The sequence below is a fragment of the Flavihumibacter sp. UBA7668 genome (assembly GCF_002483205.1).
Taxonomy (GTDB): domain Bacteria; phylum Bacteroidota; class Bacteroidia; order Chitinophagales; family Chitinophagaceae; genus Flavihumibacter.
The window spans coordinates 136,665-151,506 of the sequence record NZ_DLHM01000002.1 but is presented as its reverse complement, the minus strand read 5'-3'; the positions used below and the strand labels follow the sequence as shown (position 1 = coordinate 151,506).

General features: G+C 42.4%; 11 protein-coding genes. 5 read left to right on the top strand and 6 right to left on the bottom strand.

Translation table 11 applies throughout. The features are described 5' to 3' along the window. Positions 1-83: 83 nt before the first annotated feature. Positions 84-776, top strand: coding sequence for a RadC family protein (gene radC, locus B2746_RS04200; RefSeq protein ID WP_290791276.1), 693 nt, complete (start codon positions 84-86; stop codon positions 774-776). Between the two features lies 1 nt (position 777). Here radC and B2746_RS04195 read toward each other — a convergent pair whose 3' ends face one another. From B2746_RS04195 to B2746_RS04170, 6 genes are all read right to left on the bottom strand, one after another. Further along, a complete protein-coding gene (locus tag B2746_RS04195; protein WP_290791274.1) occupies positions 778-1,092 on the bottom strand; it encodes a DUF3467 domain-containing protein in 315 nt (104 codons plus the stop codon). Between the two features lie 47 nt (positions 1,093-1,139). After that, a complete protein-coding gene (locus tag B2746_RS04190) occupies positions 1,140-3,179 on the bottom strand; it encodes a hypothetical protein (protein ID WP_290791272.1) in 2,040 nt (679 codons plus the stop codon). Further along, positions 3,176-4,036 (bottom strand): hypothetical protein, encoded by an 861-nt coding sequence (locus B2746_RS04185; protein WP_290791270.1) that lies wholly within the window; start codon positions 4,034-4,036, stop codon positions 3,176-3,178. The genes B2746_RS04190 and B2746_RS04185 overlap by 4 nt, the downstream gene beginning before the upstream one ends. Before the next feature lie 131 nt (positions 4,037-4,167). Beyond that, positions 4,168-5,136, bottom strand: a complete 969-nt coding sequence (locus B2746_RS04180) for a DUF1735 domain-containing protein (RefSeq protein ID WP_290791268.1) — start codon at positions 5,134-5,136, stop codon at positions 4,168-4,170. A gap of 39 nt (positions 5,137-5,175) precedes the next feature. Beyond that, a complete protein-coding gene (locus B2746_RS04175; RefSeq protein ID WP_290791266.1) occupies positions 5,176-6,633 on the bottom strand; it encodes a SusD/RagB family nutrient-binding outer membrane lipoprotein in 1,458 nt (485 codons plus the stop codon). A gap of 33 nt (positions 6,634-6,666) precedes the next feature. Next, complete coding sequence (locus tag B2746_RS04170) at positions 6,667-9,885, bottom strand: SusC/RagA family TonB-linked outer membrane protein (RefSeq protein WP_290791264.1); 3,219 nt, start codon at positions 9,883-9,885, stop codon at positions 6,667-6,669. A gap of 230 nt (positions 9,886-10,115) precedes the next feature. On the opposite strand from B2746_RS04170, the gene folD reads away from it, so the two are divergent. From folD to dprA, 4 genes are all read left to right on the top strand, one after another. After that, entirely contained in the window at positions 10,116-10,991 is an 876-nt protein-coding gene (folD, locus tag B2746_RS04165; RefSeq protein ID WP_290791262.1) for a bifunctional methylenetetrahydrofolate dehydrogenase/methenyltetrahydrofolate cyclohydrolase FolD, read from the top strand. A gap of 80 nt (positions 10,992-11,071) precedes the next feature. Next, the gene (locus B2746_RS04160) at positions 11,072-11,668 is read left to right on the top strand and encodes a 7-carboxy-7-deazaguanine synthase QueE (RefSeq protein WP_290791260.1); all 597 of its coding nucleotides are present in this window, start codon (positions 11,072-11,074) and stop codon (positions 11,666-11,668) included. 30 nt (positions 11,669-11,698) lie between these two features. Then, positions 11,699-13,636 carry an OmpA family protein gene (locus B2746_RS04155; RefSeq protein WP_290791258.1) on the top strand — a complete coding sequence of 646 codons (1,938 nt, stop codon included), beginning with the start codon at positions 11,699-11,701 and terminating at the stop codon, positions 13,634-13,636. A gap of 58 nt (positions 13,637-13,694) precedes the next feature. Next, a complete protein-coding gene (dprA, locus tag B2746_RS04150) occupies positions 13,695-14,801 on the top strand; it encodes a DNA-processing protein DprA (protein WP_290791256.1) in 1,107 nt (368 codons plus the stop codon). Positions 14,802-14,842: the final 41 nt, after the last annotated feature.

Below are 14,842 nucleotides of genomic sequence, written 5' to 3'. Positions count from 1 at the left end.
TTAGTTTTTCGAGAAAAGGATCATTTGGATAATTGGGTTAAAACCCCGTTTCAAGACATAAAATTATTCATTAATCTTACTTTATGCAAGCGCAGAACCACTCAATTAAATTATGGGCAAAAGACGATCGCCCCCGCGAAAAATTACTTAGTAAAAGTCCCATGCAACTAAGCGATGCCGAGCTTATTGCCCTGCTGTTGAATAATGGGAATAGGGAAAAAACTGCTCTGGATATGGCGAGGGAATTGCTTCAACTGGGACAAAACAACCTGTATGAACTGGGCAAACTATCGGTATATGAATTAATGAAGGTTAAAGGGATTGGCAAGGCAAAAGCGGTTACCATTGCTGCGGCCATGGAGTTGGCAAAAAGGCGGCAATCCAGCCAGGCATTGGAACTCCGCACGGTAACCAGCAGTAAAGAAGTGGCGCATTTGCTGCAGCAGGAATTTGGCGATTACCGCCATGAGATTTTCCTGGTTCTCTTCCTGAACCGGGCAAATAAAGTCAAACACAAAGAAATTATCAGCAGTGGCGGATTAACCGGCACGGTTGCAGATCCGCGCATAATTATGCGAAAAGCATTGGAGCAGGATGCCGTAGCACTGATTTTATGCCATAATCATCCATCCGGCAACCTTTACCCTTCCAAAGCAGATGAAGAATTAACCAGAAAAATAAAAGAAGCTGCCCTCCTGCTTGATATTCGCGTATTGGACCACCTTATCGTTAGCCAGGATGGCTATTTCAGCTTCGCTGATCAGGGATTGTTGTAGATCAGGCCTGGGCAGCCGGACCGCCGAAATTCATTGGTACCTGAATTTCTTCCAAATCCTTAATATCACCGTTCACTTCCTCAAAGCGATCAATATTTTCGATCAGTGCTTTCATGAAACGTTTGGCATGCTGTGGTGTAAGAATTATCCGCGATTTAACTCTGCTTTTAGGAGTACCGGGCATCACATTTACAAAGTCGATCACAAACTCCGCATGAGAATGGGTGATAATAGCCAGGTTGGCATATTCCCCTTCCGCCATCTCTTCTGATATTTCAATATTTAACTGGTTCGGCTGATTGCTATTATTCTCCATTATACTACTATTAAAGGTCAAAAATACTATTTCTTACCCAACTGAACTTACCAATCGAACAGCAATTGAAATTTCCATTCAGACCGGCCACTGTCCTGAATTTCATCCCAACCGGACCCACTGGAATCTTTGTTGGTATAGGTTGTTTTAGACCATCTCAGCCACCACTTAATGGTGGTTGATCCCAGGATTTTCTGTTTAAACTTTCCCTGCCATTGCAAATAGTAGCGCCAACCGTGGTCAAAGAAAGCGGGGATTGAATAACTATAAAGCAGATCACGTTCATAGGCATAAATCCGGCTGGTATAGCCATCCGTTTTAAACCAGTGCAGTCTGCCTGCCAATTGCCAGCCAATGCCGGGAAACTGAAATTTCGTATCTGCATAGAGTCCCCAGCCTTTTTGACGTACCGAAGTTTTTTTAAACCAAACCTGGTCCAGTCTTGTACTGAAGAGCCATTGTTTGCCATAGGTTTTCTGAATATGTAAGCGGAGGTTTTGTTGAACAACCGGAACAACAGAATTGCTGTTCAATTCAGACAGGTTTTCCATCTTTGACTGAGATCTGAAAACTCCATATATAAGCCAGCTCCTTCTTTTTTCCCATTGTATTTGCAGGCGTCCTTCCCTGCCTAATGAAGGAGCATCCGTTCTGAAACGCAGCCAGGGAAAACGAAAAAAATCTACATAGAAATGAAGTTTCCATTCAGGCCCAGGCCTAATTTGCCAACTGCTGTAAATGCCTTCTTCATTTCTGATGGCTGCCTGCTCTGCCAGTGCATTGGCATAATAAGCATGGTATCCCGGCCGGAAATTCCGGTAAACCATGGACCAGTCGATTTTAGGATCTACAGATGCAATGATGCCATGGATGGTTCCCCACCCTTTACCACCCTTTGCAATTTCACCGAATAGAAAAAACTGCTTTTTTCCGAAACTATAGTCAAGGGAATGATGAGAAGATTTCCGGCCTCTGAAATAATGAAGATTATAGGGTTCTTCTTTGGGTAACCAGGGTACGGAGAATTGTTGAACTAAATTATTCAGACTGATTCTGAATGATTTTCGCTGGAATCGTAGAACCGTTCCGGCAACCAATTCTTTTAGTTTGTTTCGGGCGGCTAATTCGGTAGCACTACGATGATAACCCGATTCAGCAATGCTGCTGAAGGAGACTGGCGTTTCCTGCTCGTATTGCAGGGTAGCTGAGCGATTTTTTTTGGAGAGCCAGGTCACTGATTCCCATTTTCCTTTTGCCATATGCATGGCAGTTCCTCTGAAAAAATTGATTTCTCCCGCAGAGCGATAGGGTTTCAAAATGGGCCCTTGTCTGAATATACCTGCTCCGTCAGCGCCCTTCCCAAATGCCATTCCCTGCCATACAACCAAACCCTGTCCGGCATTGATGGTATAATCGCCCAGGGCAAGTGCTTTAATTATTTTTTTTCCTTTCAGAAAAATATGAAATCCGGTAAAGTCGGCCGGAATAGTACCTTTCCTACCAAATCTTTCTCCTGCATCTTTTTCCATACTGATGCCAAGCCAGACGGAGCGATCCAATTGATAGGTATAACGAAAGAATAGACGTTGGGGTGAACCTGTATAATTGCTTTTGCCGGTGCTATCGCGTTGAAATCCTTTTGATTTTTCAAGTACCCGACTTGTTCTGATCATTAACTGATGATCTCCCTCTTTCCATGCATTAATTTTTCCTGGATTTAAACCGGATGTTGGCGAAAAATCCAAATAAGGCAGGATCTTTTTAATGAGTCCGATATCCCAATAAGGAATGGCCTGTAATTCATATTTTTCTGTTGGAAACCCAAATAACCTGACATATTCCTGAAAGGATTGAAGTTGAAGGGTGGTCAGTCCGAATAAAATCAACTGTTCAGTGGTCAGTTTTGAAATGGGAACAGGTCTTCGTTCCAACTGTTCCCATTCCAACATGATATCGTCCTGTTCAATTTCCTTTTCCTGTTGTTCGGTCCACTGTTCCAGTTGAATACGCGAGTTTTCTTCCTCTTGTGCGGAGACAGCTTGAACCAATTGCAGACAGCAAATCAGAAGAGCTATATTTTTTATCATCTGGATGTATTTTTAGACAGGCCAACCCACACCATACCCATACCAGCTTTCCAACCAATCATCGGATAGCGCATGCAGTGCACCGAAAGCCAGTATTTTTTTATTCGATAGCCCTGTTCCCAGCCAATCATAGGAGGATTCAATTGCCATTGGGCACGGAGAAATGCATTTTGCAAAAAAGAATATTGCACAGAGGCCTGCAGTAGCAAGGGAGTTGAAGAAGTATATTGAGCGGCTAATTCAGTGGAAACAAGCTCAGACCAGTTATAGCGGTAGCGTAGATCAATCAGTCCCTCTTTAGTTTTCTGTACAGAGGAAGCAGCCATCCATTTATTGCTTTCAAGCTGAACTAAAAGCAATATTGCAAGTACCTGCTTTCTGCCTGAATAAGAAGATCCCAATCCTGCATTGAAAGATTGGACGGCTTTTGTCTGAATTATTTTTTGCTGATTGAATTGAAATAATAGTCCCATTCGCCAGGCAGTTTGACTACCGGAATTTCTTCCCAGCAACCTGCCATAGGCAATACCTAACTGATTAGTGCGATAGGTAGTCTGACCGATAGACGCAATTCGCAATCCAATTCCGGATTCGGTTGAAAGTTTAAATGAGCCATGCGCGTCTACCCGTCGGGTAGCAGGGATGCCGGTAAACTGATCCATGGAAATTTCAGCAGATGAAACCAGGTTATCATCAGCCAGTAAAGCCGGGTTATTAAAACTGGCAACCGGACGAAAAAAAAGAGGGTTCCCCAATCCGGCCAGGGGAAATTCCGTACCTGCCAGTAAGGGGCGTAACTGGCCGGAAAGATCCGGAAAGGGGAACCACCAACACACACACAATATCCAAACTCTCATACTGCAAATTCCGGATTCGCGGAACAGCAGTCAAGCGTGAAAAGACGGAGATTTAAAGGGTGATTTTCTCCAATAAAAAAGAGGCAAGGTTTCCCTTGCCCCCTAATCTAAGAACACACACATGAAACTTATTATCTGTCACCGGTTCTTTTCAAAGTCCAGTCAAAATACACCCGAATATGGGGTGCTGTTGTTATAACACTGGGTTGATACATGAAGAACTTTACCTTAATTGTTTGGGTATCCGGATCATACGAGTTTTCTCCTGAAGGATCCAATCCGGCGGACCTTGTATTGGAAGCTGGTTGTCCATAAATGTTTGTCACTTTTACAATTTTATTTGTAGCAGGATCAAATTCAAATACAGGTGAATAACCCCCATAACCAGAAACATCTGCTCCACTCATAATTGGAATAAAATAATCAACCCAATAATCCGGATCATATCCATCCACCGTATTTGCACCGGAAGTAATGAGATGATAGTTCATTGGGAATAGCCCGCCCAGAGCAGCACCTTCATCTTTCATTGTTCCTGTTACTTCATACGCTCCATCCCATTCATTTTTCACCAGCACCTTAACAAAAGCTGTTTTTGATTCAGAAATCTTACCGTTCCCGTCAACACTAGAAATAGTCAAAGGAAAAGCATACTGCTTTGAAAAATCCAGTTTAGTTGCATCAGTCAGTGTAAAGTTAATAGGAGCAGCAAACTGTCCTGCTGCCATATTAATTGTAAACCCAGTTGGACCGGCAGGAATATCTGTTGTATATAAATCAGAAGGCAACAGTTCATACGCTGTACCATTTTCATCATTATATGCATCCAAATAAGCCTGATCAAAACTAACCTGTACCGTTGTTGGCGCGTTTAATGCCGCTTCAGATGGAGCATCTTTTCGTATATCGACCAATAAAGCCGTCTGCGGATTACTTAACGCATCAAAAGCCAGAACTTTTTCGCCAGCGTTTAACATTTTGATAATCACATCTCCCTTTCCGTCTGAACTTGTCCATTCTTCTCCGCGTTCGCAGGAACTCAGAAAAGCCGCAGTGGCAATAATGCCAAGGGAGAGAAATTTATTTATTTTGATTTTCATATCATTTTTTTTAGATGTATTCTAATTCCTTCAGCAATTTTATTTATCCCACCACATACGGGCATCCTGGGTATCGCCACCATCCAAACGGCCAACTGCTTCTTTAACAGCTGCATTATTAGTACCATATTCGCCCGTTCCATATACAAAACGTCTTGGAATTTCTTTGGTTGTATTAGTAGCATATTCAGCAGGAGTTAAAACAGGGAAGCCTGTTCTTCTCCATTCTGCCCATGCCTGCATACCATCCGGGTACATAGCGATCCATTTCTGGGTACCGATTTTTCTTAAGTGATCATCATCTCCAAAGGCCACACCTGTTTGTGAGAGATAATTGGTAACTGCAGCACCGGTATAACCCCATTGAGCCATGCTTGCAGTAATTGCTTCATCATACAATTCACTTGCACTTTCAGAAGTCCAGCCTCTTTCTGCAGCTTCAGCACGTGCAAACAATACAGTAGCAGCGTTCATAATGATAACATCTTCAGCATCGCTCATTGACAGGCCATCCAACACCAAACCCCAACCAGGCGCAACGGCAACGGCATTAGGACGATCAAGTCCATAAGGAAATCCGGTTGTGGATGTTCCGAAATCATTAATCCGCGGATCGTCATAACCGTCAAGAGTCGAAGTCATGGTGCTGCTTATAGCATCATCAATACGTGAACTAACTACATAAGATACATACCATGGATTTTGATACGCTCCACCTGGAAAATCGATTTTTGCGTTATCAGAATTAGTCTCAATCGATCCTGCAGAGTGGTTCAGTGCTGCGTTAAATTCTGTAGCGGCCAATCCACCGGCGTTGGGATAAACTTTGCTCATTCTTAATGCAATTTGCATACGAAGAGAATTCGCAAAACGTTGCCAGCGCGTATTATTTCCATTAAAAATAATATCACCTTTCATACCGAGACCATTATCAAATTGGTCTACAGCTTCTCCAAATTCCTTAAGAAGATCTGCATAAATGGATTCCTGCGTATCATACTTAGGAAGCGGATTTCCTTGTAAAGCCTCTGAATACGGAACATCACCCCAACGATCCGTAATTGTCCAGAAAGCATACGCTTTTAGAATTCTTGCTGTTGCAATTTGATTGGCGTTTGAGCCAGAAACAGTTACTACATCTTTGGTTGCTTCATCGGTATTCTGTTTGATGATGTTCTGCAGATCATTCAGGAACCCTGAATAATTTCCGGTAAACTCCAACTGAGGTACGCCATAAAGAGACGCCTCCGGATATTGGGTTTCTGAAAAATATTGAGCATAATAACCAGGTCTTGTATAGGCTGAAATTGCAAGTCCACCTTCCCTGCCTCCCAGCTCAGCAACAGCTCTTGTAAACAAAGCTGCAGTTACCGGTATGGGTGTACCATTTGGATTCGTATTGGTATCCTCAAAATCCTTGATCTTATCACAACCGGCCATGCCGAGAGTTATGATTGTTGCCGAAGCAACGAATATTTTATTAAATGTACTTTTCATAACAATGCTTCTTTTTTAACAATACAAAATGGATTAAAAATTGAGTTTCAGGTTCACTCCAATTGATCTTGTACCTGGCAACTGACCATTTTCACCATACGTGTTGCTGATTTCAGACGGATCAAAGTCTCTGGTTTCGGCATAAATCAGCCAGGGATTACGCGCCACAATTGAAAAGTTTGCACCTGTAAGCACTTTTCCAAGTCCCATTTTGGTTACATCAAATCGATATCCAACACTCAATTCCCTCAGTTTTACAAAAGTTAAATCGTAAACACTATTTTCTGAAATACGACTACTTTGAAACTGATGATAGTAGGTTTGCGCATCCACGTAATAGGTAACAGATTTGCCATCTTCGTCAACCCCGTCTACGCGTACACCACCACCATCTGCAACTGCATCACGAACAGAATTTCCTTTATCATTTACAGTGGCTGTTTTGGCAGTTAAGCCTGAAAAGGAACCCCAGAAATCAGATAAAGAGAAAAATTTACCACCTTTTTGAAAATCGATGTTTACGTTAACATAGAAGTTTTTATAGTTAATTGAATTCTGAACTCCTCCTGTATAATCAGGCAGAACAGATCCAAAATTCACTTCGGCTTCTCTAACAAATAGACCTGCACTTGTAAGCTGAGGTACTCCATTTATTCTTTTAAAACCAGGACCAAACAATTGTCCCCATGGCTGATTTACTTCATTAACCACATATGCCGCATAAGATCCTGCAAATGTTCCAGATGCATTGGTAATACGGGGAACTCCTTCTGCCAGTTTGGTTACCTTATTTTCAATCAGCTTTGCAAATGTTCCCGTAATTTCCCAGGTAAGATCTCTGGTTTTGATTGGAGTTACATTTACAAGCACTTCCACGCCCTTTTTAGTGATACCTCCTGCATTAACCAACAATTGAGTATATCCACTTGCGCCATTAATAGTAATCGGGAGAGGAATATCTGAAATAGAACCATCCCAGTAGGTAACACTAAACCCAGCTCTATTCCTTGCAAATTTCATATCCAGGCCAATTTCACGCTGTGTTGTAACTGCCCCGCTGATATTAGGATCAATCAATTGATTGGGAGTCCCCATCAGGAAGTTACCATTCCACTGATTTTGAGCAATTCCGTAGTTAAATCCTAACTGGTATGCGTCAATTGATTTTGGAATTTCCCCCCAGGATGCCCTGATTTTACCATAAGAAATGAAGGGAATTGAATTTTTCAACAAATCACTGAACACAAAACTTGCACCAAAAGACTTGCTGAGAATTCCATTATCACCAGCTGGTAAAGTAGAGTAATAATCCTGGCGAAGGGAGAAATCAGCAAACAACATATTTTTCCAGCCAATATCACCCCTTACAAATCCTGCACGATATTTGGAATTTTCTCTGTAATTCGTATAAGAAATAGGGTTCTTTGAATTCGACAATGCAAAGAAGTCAGGAACATTCAATCCGTTATTGGTATTTGTGCTGATATCCTTATAACTGGTTCTCATGATATCAAAACCGAGGTTCCCATTTACACTGAAATCTTTCCATCTTTTTCCATAGCTAACCAAACCTTCAAAATTTTCTCTGTTACTATAAGTTTCAGATGTTCCATAATAAGCTTTAGTACCGGTTTGAGTGGCACTGGTTTCCAATATGGAGAAAGTTTTGTTTTCAGTAAATGTAGTGAGCTGATTTTTACGGTAAGTCAGTTTTACTTTTAAATCATTGGAGACTTTGTATTGAAGACTCACATCACCGAATAGACGATCCCGATTATTTATATTATTAATATTATCGAAATAGGAATAAAAATTATACCAGTAGTTTCCTCCATAAAAATTCAATGGATTACTTGCTGAGTAGGCTTCCGGATTTTTATGATTCCAACTTGCAAGGGCACCCTGCGGAGAACGAAGCCCTTTCAATTCCTTCAGCTTATCCATATCCAGGTTCCTATGAAACCACTGGTTAAACGAACCACTAGACTGGTTAGAGTATCCATCATTGAATTCTCCTTCCGTTTTCTGGTTCAGATAAGTAACGTTTGCTGCCAGTTGTAATTTACTGGTGATATCCATTGTTGTAAAAACAGAAAGGTTATTACGCTGCATTTTGGAGGTTGGAATCAATCCTTTAATATCAAGGTTGGTATAAGATACCCGCAGTGTATAATTATCCCCAGCTTTTGAGAAATTAATATTATTGTTGAGTGTCACACCGGTATTATAAAAATCCCTTGAGTTGGTCGACTGTGGTAATAATTTCTCTGTTTTATAGGAATAGTTGCTTCCAGGATACCATGCATACCAAGGGATATATTCCTGTCCAACCATTCTTGGTCCCCAGCTGGCATCATCTGAATAGTCATGATAATATTTTCCGTCAAGCGCCTGCCATTCTTCAGGCTGCCCGGGCTGCCAGTTATACTGCATGAGATCACTTACCCCACCACCTGCATAGGAGTTTTGATAATCAGGAAGTATATATACTTTGTCAAATGTTGCACCAGTATTAAACTCGACGCCTACTCCTTTCTGATTTCTTTTTGCTTTTTTGGTGGTAATTACAATTGCTCCGCCTGCACCCTGAGCGCCAAAAAGAGCAGAAGATGCTGGTCCTTGTAATACGGTCAGATCTTCAATATCATCCGGATTGATATCACCCGCAGAACCGGTTGGCATAATTGTTCCATCCACTACATAAAGTACGGATGATCCTCCCACCAATTCTGACTCCCCTCTTAAACGAACGGAAGCATACCCATTTGAACCAAGCTTGGCAGCAGACTGGCTTCTTACCTGTACACCCGCCACTTTACCAGCAAGGGCATTGTTTACATCTGCCTGACGAATGGTATTAAGCTTTTCATCTGAAATTGTCTGAACGGTTGAACTGGTGCTTCTTTGCGTTCTTTTAATGTTAAAAGCTCCTGTAACAACTACTTCCTGTAAAGCTTCATCTCCCGAATTCTCCAAAGCAACCGTGACCAGATTCTGATCACCAAGTGTCATTGAACTGGTTTTCTGCCCAACAGCAGAAACTTCCAAAACATCTCCTGATTTTGCCCTGATTGTGAAAACCCCATTAACATCAGCTGAAACTCCAGCTGTACTTCCTTTAATCTTTACTGTTGCGTAGGGCACCGGTTTCCCCTTGTCGTCAACAATCTTACCTGTTACCGGACGGGTCTGGCCAAATGCTAAGGAGCAGCACAGCGACCCAATCACCAGTAGTGATAGGACTTTTCTCATGTTGTGTTAGTTTATGATTATGCTGCTAATTTAAGACGCAAACTAATTGTTAAATTTTATTTACTAGATAATTTACATTATTTATAACATTTTTTATAGTATATTCTACATATTTATTAAAATTATATTAGAAAGAAATTAGAAATCCTAACCGTTTAGCACATTTTTCTGTCCGTTCATCCCTTCAAATCTCATTTTTTACTCCCCTGTTCGCCCTGTAACTTTGCGCCATGCAAATTTTAGACGGTCAATTGGTGTCAAAATCCACCAAGGAAGAATTGAAACTTAAAGTAGCCCAACTGGTTTCAGAAGGAAAAAAAGTACCCCATCTGGCGGCTGTTCTGGTAGGTTCAAACGGCGCAAGCGAAACCTATGTAGGAGCCAAAGTGAAAGCCTGTGAGGAAATTGGCTTCAAGTCCACCCTGATCCGAATGGAAGAAGACACCAGTGAAAACAAACTGCTGAACGTCATTGAGGACCTGAACCTGGATCAGGATATCGATGGAATTCTGGTTCAATTACCCCTTCCCAAACATATTTCGGATGAAAAAGTGATCAATACCATCCTGCCGGCCAAGGATGTGGATGGATTTCATCCCGCCAATGTGGGTAAAATGGTACAGGGACTGGAAACATTTATCCCTGCTACCCCTTATGGTATTATGCTGATGCTGGAACATTATAAAATTGAGACCAAAGGAAAACATGCCGTGGTAATTGGTCGAAGCAATATAGTAGGCCGTCCTATGAGCATCCTGCTTAGCCAATCCGGTCCGTATGGAAATTGTACCGTCACTATTACGCATTCACATACTCCTAACCTGGCAGAAATTTGCCGGTCAGCAGATATTATTGTAGCTGCACTCGGTATTCCTGAGTTTGTAAAGGCGGATATGGTGAAAGTAGGTGCTATCATTATAGATGTGGGAATTACCCGGGTGGCTGATGCAAGCAAAAAATCCGGCTTCGCACTGAAAGGCGATGTGGACTTTAAAGCCGTTTCACCCAAATGCAGTTTTATCACCCCGGTACCCGGTGGCGTTGGCCCCATGACCATTGCCGCCCTTATGAAAAACACGTTTAAAGCCTGTACCTACAAACACTGATTGGAAGTGGGAAGATGGAAGTGGGAAGTTTAGTTCCGGAATCCGCTTCGAATCTCCACTTCAAACTTCAAACTTCAAACATGTTACTTCCAGTGATGGAATCTTTCTACACCCTGCAGGGTGAGGGCTTTCACCAGGGCCGCGCAGCGTATTTCATACGGCTGGGTGGTTGTGATGTGGGCTGTATCTGGTGCGATGTAAAAGATAGCTGGGATGCATCCAAACATCCTCAGGTAGCTGTCACGGATATCATTAATGGCGCATTGGAATATCCCGGCCGGTTGGCAGTTGTTACCGGTGGAGAGCCCCTGCTCTACAACCTGGATGAACTGACCCTCCAACTTCGTAAAGCCGGTTTTGAAACTAATATCGAAACCTCCGGTTCCAGTCCGCTTAGTGGCTATTGGGATTGGATCTGCCTATCCCCCAAAAAATTCAAGTTTCCTTTACCGGAAGTAATTGCTGCGGCGAATGAATTGAAAGTGGTGATTTTTAATAAATCTGATTTTGACTGGGCAGAAAAATATGCCGCACAGGTACAACCCGGCTGCAAATTATACCTGCAACCGGAATGGGATAAACAAGCAGCTATGTTGCCCCTCATTATTGACTATATCAAAGCCCATCCCCAATGGGAACTAAGTATCCAAAGTCATAAATACATTAATGTTCCCTAGCTGCATAAAATGGCCTAATTTTCGTTTGCTATGTATATGCAGTTTCGTTTTATTCCAATGCTCCTTTTATTCCTGTCAGCCATCCTGCTGACAGCTACTAACCTGAATGCCCAGGTATATAACCCGGAGAAAGTTAATAGCAAAGCGTTAAAACTTTACCAGAAAGCAATGGAACAGGCCGAGGAAGGCTTATTTCCGGAAGGCATCAAATCACTTCAGGATGCTGTAAAAATTGATCCCTCATTTGCCGATGCATGGCTCTCGATTGCCGGCATGTTCGGTGAATTGAAAAATTACGAACAGGCTGTATTGAATTATGAGAAAGCAAAAGCTATCGACTCTTCCTATTTCCGGGATTACAATCTTCCCTATTCCATCAATCTTGCCGGATTGGGAAGATTCCAGGATGCATTGAAAGCCATCCATAGTTTCATGACAATTAATGACCTGAACGAATCGAGTCAGAGGGCTTCCTCCTATCGTAGGAAAACCTATCAGTTCGCAGCAGAACAGGCAACTGACACTGCCATTTCAAACTATCGTTTCTCACCTGTGAACATGGGCGATTCAGTTAATAGCATCGTCTCAGAATATTATCCAGCGCTCACCATCGATAACCAGCAACTTGTTTTCACCAGGCGCGTGGGTAACCGAAATGAAGATTTTTATGAAACCCGTAAAACTGCAGAAGGCTGGTCTCTTTCCAAAGGGTTAACCGGACAAATAAATTCAAATCTGAATGAAGGAGCCCAATCCATTTCATTAGATGGCAAATGGCTGATTTTTACCGGCTGCAATTTTCCGGAAGGCGCGGGCAGTTGTGATTTATATATTTCCTACTTAACATCGGAGGGATGGAGTGAACCGCAAAATCTTGGCAATAAAATCAACACGGAATTCTGGGAATCCGCCCCCAGCCTGTCGCCGGATAAACGCGATTTATATTTTGCCAGTCGCCGGCCTGACGGCTTCGGGGGCAGTGATATCTGGGTCAGTCACCGGCTTCCCAATGGAAGATGGAGTGAACCTGAAAATCTGGGTCCGGAAATTAATACCAGTGGAGATGAAAGTTGTCCATTTATTCATGCAGATAACCAGAGCCTTTATTTTACCTCCAATGGCTTAACCGGCTACGGAGGAGATGATCTTTTTGTGGCAAGAAAAGGCCCGAAAGGAAGTTTCAGTTTACCAAGAAACCTGGGCTATCCCATCAATACCATTGAAAACGAAGGCAGTCTGGTGATTACTGCAGACGGCACAACCGCCTATTATGCAAGCGATCGTTCCGACAGCAAAGGCGGACTGGATCTTTATACTTTCAGTCTGCGCGAAGGTGTGCGTCCAACCAAAACACTCTGGATAAAAGGAACTGTACGCGATAGTAAAACCCAAAAGGGTTTACCGTCTGCGGTTGAACTTACCGATATCAGTACCCGGCAGGTTATCAGTCTGGTTGAAACTGATGAAACAGGAAACTATATTATTACACTTCCAACCGGTCGGGATTATGTATTTAATGTAAACAGAAAAGGGTACCTGTTTTATTCTGAAAATTTACAATTGAGTCAGCGTGCACCTGATTCAACGTATACCATCGATATCGATTTACAGCCTATTACAAAAGATGCAAGTATTGTGTTGAAAAACATTTTTTATGAAAGTGGCAGCAAGGAACTAAACCCCTCATCTGAAGTTGAACTCGACAAACTTGTTGAACTGATGAAGGAGAATCCGACGCTACGGATCCAGATCAACGGGCATACCGATGCAGTTGGAAAGGCGGCTGACAACCTGAGCCTGTCGAATGGAAGAGCCCAGGCCGTGGTTGACTATCTGGTGAAAAAAGGTGTGCAGCCAGCAAGATTAAGTTTCAAAGGATTTGGATCCACCCTTCCGATTGCAGATAATAATACAGAAGAAGGCAGGGCCAAAAATCGCAGAACGGAGGTGAAAGTAACAAGCGAATAACCGTTTTTTCACCCTGTTTTATTCCAGTTCTTCCTGCTATTTTGGCCTAAAATAGTATATGGAAGAGGAACAAATATTTCAGGTAGCCTTAACAAGGGTTCCAACCATCGGATATGTACATGCGAAAGTATTATTGAATCATTTCGGTACTGCTGCCGCCATCTTTGCCGCATCCTCCCGGCAGTTACAGGCTATTGAAGGAATTGGCGAAAACAGGGCAAGGAATATCCGTCAGTTTTCTGCTTTTTCTGATTGCAAAAAAATAGTTGAGAAATCAATTGACAAAGGCATCCGGTTAATTGGATATGGAAGTCCGGATTATCCGGAAACATTGAAGGATTGCTATGATCCTCCCAGTCTGCTTTATTCAACCGGTACCGGATCTTTGAATCTTCCCAAATCAGTAGCCATCATCGGCACCCGGAATCATACAGATTATGGCCGGCAGGTTACTGAAAAACTGGTAAAGGGATTAGCGACTCAAAACATATGCATAATAAGTGGTATGGCTTATGGAATAGATGGGCTGGCACATCGGATAGCGCTTGAAAGTGGTACGTTAACTATTGGTGTGCTGGCGCATGGCCTGGATCATATTTATCCGGCTGCACATACGGGAATGGCAAAAGATATGGTTCGGCAGGGTGGCGCGCTGGTAACTGAGTTTCCGATTGGAACAAAAGCAGAGCGACATCATTTCCCGATACGAAACAGAATTGTTGCCGGAATAAGTAAAGCTGTTATTATTATAGAAACAGGAATAAAAGGGGGCAGTATGATTACAGCCGGAATGGCCAACAGTTATAATATTCCTGTTTTTGCCATACCGGGCAGATTAACAGACAAATTCAGTATTGGATGTAATCAGATGATCCGGAACAATAAAGCTATACCCTATACCAATGTGGATGAATTTCTGGAAGAAATGCAATGGCAAAATCAGGTGCCTGCTCCAAATAAAGCCACTCAATTAAACTTATTGCCAGAACTGGATCCTCCCTCTACCCTATTGGTTCACTTACTCGGAAAACATGCTGTATTGCCATTGGATCAACTTTATATATTAAGCGGACTGGAAGCAGGGACAGCTGCAAAAGCGGTGCTGGATCTGGAATTGAGCGGTATTATTAAATTATTACCCGGTCGCCGTTATACACTCAGTTAAGCTTTCAAAAATGCTAAAAAAGACAAAAATTTGGGAGGTAC